The sequence below is a fragment of the Vibrio sp. V38_P2S17PM301 genome (genome assembly GCF_009904845.1).
Taxonomy (GTDB): Bacteria; Pseudomonadota; Gammaproteobacteria; order Enterobacterales; family Vibrionaceae; genus Vibrio; species Vibrio proteolyticus.
On the sequence record NZ_WXWO01000048.1, the window covers coordinates 21,203 to 27,974 of the forward strand.

Genomic DNA, 6,772 nt, shown 5'->3' on the forward strand with positions numbered 1-6,772 from the left:
AGGGAAGTTAAGGACATCACTATGCATCAATCAGGCCGGGTCACAAAGCAAAGATTGAGGCCGGGTGAGATCAGACTTTAAAGCGACTGATCTGCTGGCGCATTGCGTCCGCCGCTCGGTTCATGTCTGTCGCACTTTCGCTGCTCTGGATGGACTGCTGAGCCAGCGCATCGGAGGCGTCTTTGATGCCTTGTGTATTGCGACTGATGTCTTCACTGACCGCACGCTGCTCTTCCGCCGCACTGGCGATTTGCAAGGCCATATCATTGATTTCATTAATTGCAGTTGTGATTTTCGACAAGCTGTCCTGAGCTTCCTGCGCGTAGCTGACACTGGTGTCCGCCAACTGAGTGCTGGTTTGCATGCTGTCAACGGCCTGACGGGTGTTGCCCTGCAGTGTTTCAATCATGGCCCGGATCTCCTCGGTGGAGCCGTGGGTACGCTGGCTCAGTACCCGAACTTCATCCGCCACCACGGCAAAACCGCGCCCTTGCTCACCCGCACGTGCGGCTTCGATCGCGGCATTGAGGGCCAGCAGGTTGGTCTGCTCGGCAATATCCTGAATGGTGGACAGGATCTGGTTGATGCTCTGGGCGTTGTTTTCCAGCTCGCTGATGACATCGGCGGCACTGGTGACCTGATTGGCCAGGCTGATAATAGATGAGCGGTTTTGCTCGATCACCTGTTGGCCGTCCTGACAGGCACTGGCCGAGGCTTGGGAGGCCGTTGCGGTCAGTTCGGCGTGGCTGGCCACTTCGGCGGCGGTGGCCGACATTTCGTGGATCGCGGTGGCGATCTGGTTGACGTCGTTCTGCTGGTGCTCGACCCGGTCAGCAGCCTGCATAGAAAGGGAGCTGGCCTGACCGGCCTGATCCGACAAAGTCTGGCTGTGATCGACGATGCCCCGCAGCATCTGCTGCAACTGGCTGAGGAACTGGTTGACGTGTGTCGCCAGTTCGCCGATTTCGTCCATCCGTTTGATGTCGATACGCTGAGTCAGATCGCCTTCCCCCTGAGACAGTTCCTGTACCGCATCAGACAGAGTTTTGAGTGGCATCAATAAGCGGGTGATGATCAATGTACTGATGGTCGCGATGATCACGTACAACACCACCGACGCGATGGCGGTAAAGGTAATCTGCTCCGAGACCGAAGCGTATGCCATCTGTTTGTCGACCACGATACCCAGAGACCAGTCGGTGTTAGGCACTGAAGCCAGATACACCAGCTGTTCGTTCTTTGCTGGCCAGTCGACAGTGGTGATGCTGCTCTGGTGGGTCAACTCGGCCACCTGACTGGCGGTCAGCGCCGGATTGAGGTTGGTCAGTGGTTTCTGACTCAGTTTTTCATCCTGATACGCCACGATGTTGTTCTGGCCATCGACCAGAAACGCAAAACCATTGTTGTCCAGACGCAGGTTGAGAACCTCTTTAATGATGTTGGTGACGGTCAGATCCGCCGCCAGTACCCCGCGTTTTTGCCCGGAAAAGGCTTTAGCAATACTGACAACGATGCTGCCATCAAAGTCCTGGTAGGGTTCAGTGATGATCAGACCGTTGCTGGCCATGGCATCCTGATACCAGGGGCGGCTGCGCGGATCGTAATCGGTGGGCCAATCTTCGGTTTTGTCGCCGTAGGCAATGCTGCCGTCATTGAAACCGGCGTACACCGAAAGGAAGTTCCCAGCCCGTTTGGTCACCAGCAGCTCGCGGTCGGCGTTGGATTGGTCTGCAATCGCCTTCTCGTTGGCGAGCATCATGCTGCTGCGCGTGGCCAGCCAGTCACTGATGTAGCGCGTGGTTGCCCGACTGGCATTTTCCATTTCCTGGCTGATGGCTGAGGTGGTTTCCTGCCTCAGTTGACTGACCGAAATCCATGCCTGAACACCGCTGACTATCGCGATGATGATCGCTATGGCGATTTGAATTTTAAACTTTATTGTGTTTCTCATTGCCTTTCCTTCATTACAGCAGAAGAGTGCCTAACAGGCCTCGATTGGGCTCATACTCCGCCTTGTTATGGTTGTGAATTGACGGAGATGCTTCACAGCATCCGCTGATAGTAGTGGATGACGGCAGTGAGTAATTTGATCGCGTCGACGTATTAAATGTGTGGATTATCGCCAAATTGCGTATATATGGGGTGGATTTGCGATGATGTGACCTCCGATCCAGAAATTCTGTCGCGGAGGTCGGAGTTACATCAGGTGAGCATCAGCGCGGCACCATACACCACCAACAGACCGATCACGCCCATGATCAGGCCGGTTTTGGCCATATCTTTACTCTCGATGAGCCCGGTGGAATAGGCGAGCGAGTTCGGCGGTGTCGATACTGGCAGAATCATCCCCAGTGAGGCCGAGAAGGCGACGATCACCAGCAACCCCTGCAGGCCACCGACGGTTGTCAGGCTGTCCATGGAACTGCCAATCGCTGCGGCGATCGGCATCAACAAGTTGGCAGTGGCGGTGTTGGACATAAAATTTGCCATCAGCCAGCACACCATCGACAGAGCAATCACCACCGCCATCGGTGACAGCGCTTCATAATGGATAGCATGAGCCAGCGCGGCTGCCAGACCGGTGTGATCCAGTGCGATGCCGATCGCGATCCCGCCGGCAACCAGCCACAATACATCCCAGTTGATCAACTTAAGCTCCTCTTTACCCATGATGCCGGTCAGGGTGAATACCGCGAGGGGAATGATCGACACCACGTATGTGTTCATGCCGTGCAGTTGTGTGGTCATCCACAACAATATGGTGGCGGCAAAGGTGACGTACACCACAATCGCGCGCCATTGCATACTGAACTGACCATTGAGTTTGAGCTCCATGCGGACCTGAGTCGACGGAAACAGCTTCTGCAGTAAAAACCAGGCGATGGTCAGTTGTAGAATAACAAACGGTAGCCCCATCATCATCCAGCTGAGAAAGCTGATGCTGTGTTCCCCTGTCAGGTATTGCAGGGCAATCGCATTAGGGGGCGTGCCGATGGGGGTCGCGATGCCTCCGGTATTGGCGGCGATGGGAATACACAGCACCAACGCTTTGATTCCCAGATCACCTTTTGGCGCTGATGCGACGATCGGGCCAAGCAGTGCCAGCATCATCACGGTGGTGGCGGTATTGGACATGAACATTGAGAACACGGCCGTGATCAGCATCAGGCCGAGCATAATGAATCTGGGCTGATTCCCGAACGGTTTTAACAGCACCCGGGCCAGGTTGTTGTCCAGTTCATATTTGGAAGCGGCGATCGCCAGCGCGAAGCCACCCATGAACAGAATAATGATCGGCGAAGAAAAGGCGCTGAAAATGTCGGTATACGCTAATAGCTGCCCCAAGTCGTGGCCGCTGGGCGGCGTGCGGAACAGGTGCAGGCCTTTGTCGGAAATCATCACCAGTTCCAGAGCGATGATCAGAATGGAGGTGGCAAACACCGGCACCGGTTCCAATACCCACAGCAGAGCCGCCAGCAGGAAAATCGCCAGCAGGCGATGTTGGATCAGGGTCAGGTTGTCGATCGGTATCGCATCCATTGGCATCATCAGGACACCGAGTGGGAGCAGGAAGCAGATGAGCAGCTTGATGACTGTCTCGGTTTTCATCGTCGGCATAATGCACTCTCTGACAAGGTCGGTGTCATTAGCATAAGAGATGCGTGGCGGTGGGTCTTAGACCAAGCTTAGAGTTTTGATATGTCGCGGATTTTTATGCGATTGTTTTGTTTTTCATCAATAAAAAGCCCCGTGAGGTACGGGGCTTGGAAAGGTGCTGAGTGAAGGGATTATTCTGTATCACTTTGCTCGGTTTTACGGTACGCATATGGGGCGCCCATGCGTGTCGGTGCGTTGTCCTGGATGCTGTCATCAAACCGGATGGCGTCTTTGGCGAACAGGTTGATCACGGTCGAGCCCAGTTTGAAACGGCCCATTTCCTGACCTTTTTTCAATACCACGGACTGAGTTCCCTGCGCCGGATAATCCCAACGGTAAACGGTGTTGCCACGCGGTGGCGTGACCGTGCCTGCCCAGACCAGTTCAATGCTGCCGACGATGGTGGCGCCGACCAGAACTTGGGCCATCGGGCCGAATTCGGTATCGAAAATACACACCACACGCTCGTTGCGCGCAAACAGGTTTGGTACGTTTTCTGCCGTCAGCGGGTTGACCGAAAACAGATCGCCCGGTACGTAAATCATCTGACGCAATACCCCATCACATGGCATGTGCACCCGGTGATAATCACGTGGTGACAGGTACAGAGTGGCAAACTCACCATCGGCAAACTCGGCGGCCAGTTGCTCGTCCCCCCCCAGCAACTCCTGAGCGCTGAAGTAATGACCTTTAGCTTGGATCAGTTGGCTGTCTTCGATGGGGCCAAACTGGCTGACACACGCGTCAGCCGGGTGCGTGATGAGATCCGCCCCGTCTGCCAGCGGGCGTGCATCGCCTTTCAGTTCACGTACGAAGAACTCATTGAAGGTCTTAAAATGTGTCGGATCAGAGTGGCGCGCTTCGTCCATATTGACGTGGTATTTTTTGATGAACCAGCGGATCACAGCGGTGGTCAGACCGCCAGCCTGGGCTGACGCCAGTTTGCCCATCAGGCGGGTCAGGCCGTGCTGAGGAATCCAGTACTGCAGTCCAACTTTAATCTTGTCCATTGTGTTTCGTTCCAATGTTAATAGTCGGTTTCAAATCTTCAGGGCGCGAGATAGTACTTAAAAAGGCACCGCTTGTCAGCAGTGTCTCATCTCGCGTCGCCAAGGAGTGTGTTACAGGTCGGCTTTTTTGTTGCGGGAATACTGACGGTTGGCTTTGTTTTCCGCCATGCTTTCCAGAATGCGATGATAGTTATCAAAGCGTACTTCGCTGATCTCGCCGTTTTCAACCGCTTCACGTAGCAAACAGCCGGGATCGTCCAGATGTTTGCAGTCACGGAATTTACAGCCACCGAGGTAGGGACGAAATTCGACAAATGCCTCGGTGACTTCGTCGGCTTCCAGGTGCCACAGGCCGAATTCGCGTACGCCCGGCGAATCAATCAGATCGCCACCGGATGGGAAGTGGTACAAGCGCGCAGCGGTGGTGGTGTGTTGGCCCAGCCCCGAGTTTTGCGAGACTTCTCCTTCTTCGACGTCCAGACCTGGCATCAGGGCGTTCACCAGACTGGATTTGCCCACCCCAGACTGACCAACGAAGATATTGACGCGATCGCGCAGCTGGTCTTCGAGCTCTGTGATGCCTTCGCCGCTCTCTTTACTGACCAGCACAACTCGATAACCAATGCGCTGATATTCACTCATCCACTCGCGGTAGAGGGTATGCTGCTCTTCATCCAGCAGATCGATTTTGTTCAGCACCAGCAGCGGTACAATGTTGAGTGTCTCAGACACCACCAGATACCGGTCAATGATATTGAGAGACAGCTCCGGCAGGACAGAAGAGACGATCACCATCTGGTCGACGTTGGCGGCCACTGGTTTCAGACCGTCGTAGTAATCCGGGCGAGTCAGCACAGAGCTGCGAGGTTCGACAGCTTCCACCACACCGGAAATGCCGTCCATCGATTCCAGACCAGAACGCCAGATCACTTTGTCTCCGGACACCAGCGTTTCAATACCCCGGCGCAGATTACAGCGATGTACCTCTTTGGTCTCGGTGTCTTCGATGTCGGCGTGCTGGCCAAAGCGGGTGATAACCAACCCGGTTTTGCTGCCACCCAGCATGGTTTCGTCCCACTGAACGGTTTCTTCCTGAGTGAGCTTGCGCTTTTGATTACTTCTAACTCGTCTTACCTGACCTTTGGTCAGTTTTTTCTTCTTTGCCACAATTTGTCTCAATGATCGCAGGTGCACCGAACTATCACTGCCGGCATACACCTATCTTGGGGATCTCAATTTGGGTATAGTACCTTTTTTATCGGCAAACAAATAGGCAACGTCTCTATGTCCTTTAGTGACCAGAACTTAATCTGGGTCGATCTAGAAATGACCGGTCTGGATCCCGAAACGCACAAAATTATTGAAATCGCGACCATCGTCACCGACAGTGAACTGAATATCCTTGCAGAAGGGCCCGTGTTGGCGGTTCATCAATCGGAAGCGGAGCTGGCGAAAATGGATGAGTGGTGTACTACCACACACACCAACAGCGGGCTGGTGGCGCGGGTTCGTCAGAGCCAGATCGATGAGGCGGAAGCGGTGCGTCAGACCTTAGCTTTTCTGGAGCAGTGGGTACCGAAAGGAAAATCACCGATTTGTGGTAACAGTATTGGGCAGGATCGCCGCTTCCTGTATCGGTATATGCCGGAATTGGAAACCTATTTCCACTACCGATACCTTGACGTCAGTACGCTCAAAGAGCTGACCCGACGCTGGAAGCCTGAAGTGCTCGACGGATTCACCAAACAGGGCAGTCATTTGGCTCTGGACGATATTCGTGAGTCAATCGCTGAGCTAAAATATTACCGCGAAACGATTTTTAAGATATAATCGCTCGGCTGCGAAAACTCCGCTGATGGTAAAAACAACGCCAGGCGTTGCTTTGTTACCCGGAGTTGTGTGGTTTTTCGTCAAACAGAAAAAAAATGACTTTTTTTGGCGCGAAGGACTTGCATCACAAAAAAATGCTCTTATAATTCGCAGCCCTAAACGACGGAAACGTTGTTGATGCGACACTAGCTCAGTTGGTAGAGCGCAACCTTGCCAAGGTTGAGGTCACGAGTTCGAACCTCGTGTGTCGCTCCACTTTCTTTAAGCAGAAAGTA

The 6,772-nt window shown here is 53.8% G+C and carries 5 protein-coding genes and 1 tRNA gene; 2 read left to right on the top strand and 4 right to left on the bottom strand.

Features of this window, described 5'->3' with window-relative positions:
- Nucleotides 1-70 precede the first annotated feature (70 nt).
- From CAG64_RS10130 to rsgA, 4 genes are all read right to left on the bottom strand, one after another.
- On the bottom strand, nucleotides 71-1,951 hold the full coding sequence (locus CAG64_RS10130) for a methyl-accepting chemotaxis protein (RefSeq protein WP_161488289.1): 1,881 nt from the start codon (nucleotides 1,949-1,951) through the stop codon (nucleotides 71-73).
- Nucleotides 1,952-2,202: 251 nt separating this feature from the next.
- On the bottom strand, nucleotides 2,203-3,618 hold the full coding sequence (locus CAG64_RS10135) for an SLC13 family permease (RefSeq protein WP_161451646.1): 1,416 nt from the start codon (nucleotides 3,616-3,618) through the stop codon (nucleotides 2,203-2,205).
- A gap of 170 nt (nucleotides 3,619-3,788) precedes the next feature.
- Nucleotides 3,789-4,667, bottom strand: coding sequence for an archaetidylserine decarboxylase (asd, locus tag CAG64_RS10140; RefSeq protein WP_161451644.1), 879 nt, complete (start codon nucleotides 4,665-4,667; stop codon nucleotides 3,789-3,791).
- Between the two features lie 111 nt (nucleotides 4,668-4,778).
- On the bottom strand, nucleotides 4,779-5,834 hold the full coding sequence (gene rsgA / locus CAG64_RS10145) for a small ribosomal subunit biogenesis GTPase RsgA (protein ID WP_161488288.1): 1,056 nt from the start codon (nucleotides 5,832-5,834) through the stop codon (nucleotides 4,779-4,781).
- Nucleotides 5,835-5,951: 117 nt separating this feature from the next.
- On the opposite strand from rsgA, the gene orn reads away from it, so the two are divergent.
- Nucleotides 5,952-6,497 carry an oligoribonuclease gene (gene orn / locus CAG64_RS10150; protein ID WP_021707382.1) on the top strand — a complete coding sequence of 182 codons (546 nt, stop codon included), beginning with the start codon at nucleotides 5,952-5,954 and terminating at the stop codon, nucleotides 6,495-6,497.
- A gap of 179 nt (nucleotides 6,498-6,676) precedes the next feature.
- Nucleotides 6,677-6,752, top strand: a tRNA-Gly gene (locus CAG64_RS10155).
- Nucleotides 6,753-6,772 lie beyond the last annotated feature (20 nt).

Bases quoted from the DNA above. Each gene is read 5' to 3' on its own strand.
- CAG64_RS10130 (WP_161488289.1), bottom strand. From the start codon at position 1,951: ATGAGAAACACAATAAAGTTTAAAATTCAAATCGCCATAGCGATCATC.
- asd (WP_161451644.1), bottom strand. From the start codon at position 4,667: ATGGACAAGATTAAAGTTGGACTGCAGTACTGGATTCCTCAGCACGGC.
- orn (WP_021707382.1), top strand. From the start codon at position 5,952: ATGTCCTTTAGTGACCAGAACTTAATCTGGGTCGATCTAGAAATGACC.
- CAG64_RS10135 (WP_161451646.1), bottom strand. From the start codon at position 3,618: ATGCCGACGATGAAAACCGAGACAGTCATCAAGCTGCTCATCTGCTTC.